Here is a 712-nt window from a genome sequence, read left to right as displayed (position 1 = left end):
TAATAAATAAGGCTATAATAAATGCATACTCGATAGCCAAATCCAACAACAATGAACTGCCATCCCCCATTACCCTTAGAAGATCATTAAAGAAATATTATGATAACAATATTGATTACGCCAAACACCATATAAATCCAGTGTGCAGGACTGCTATAGCAATATTAAGGTCTTATAAGAAGAACAACAAGAAATTGAAAATAATAAAGGCCGAAAGACTTGCAATGAGAATAGATTCAGAATTAATAAGAATAGAGGATAATAAATTAAGGATCACGATAAGGCCAAATGAGTATGAATACATACCAATTATAACAAAGAATAAAAAATACAATGAATATTCGAAATATAAAATATCAGAGGTATTGTTGACGGATAAAAAGGTGTGCATAACATTCATTACCGGAACTGATGACAAACCATTGATAAATAACAATATAATCGGATTTGATTTGAATTTTAAAACAATTGATTATACTGTTATAAAAGACGATGAGATAGTTGAAACAGATACAATAGATACATCCCATATAGCAAAGGCACAGAGGGATTATGCAAGAAAAAGGACAAAGATTCAGAGGCATATCAGGAATCCTGCAAAAAGGGATAGAAAATTAAAGGAGGCAAAGCACAGGCAGAGAAATGTCATAAGGGATAGACTGCAGAAATTGACAATTGAACTAGTAAAGGACAATGATGATAAGACCTTTGT

1 protein-coding gene is annotated in these 712 nt (G+C 31.6%); it reads left to right on the top strand.

Annotated features, from left to right (window positions below; all coding sequences use genetic code 11):
- Positions 1-712: transposase (locus tag DMB44_RS09435; protein WP_161952132.1), on the top strand; the 712-nt coding region annotated here is incomplete at both ends.

The organism is Thermoplasma sp. Kam2015 (assembly GCF_003205235.1).
GTDB lineage: Archaea > Thermoplasmatota > Thermoplasmata > Thermoplasmatales > Thermoplasmataceae > Thermoplasma.
The sequence above is the reverse complement of the archived record's forward strand: the minus strand, read 5'-3'. Positions and strand labels throughout refer to the sequence as shown.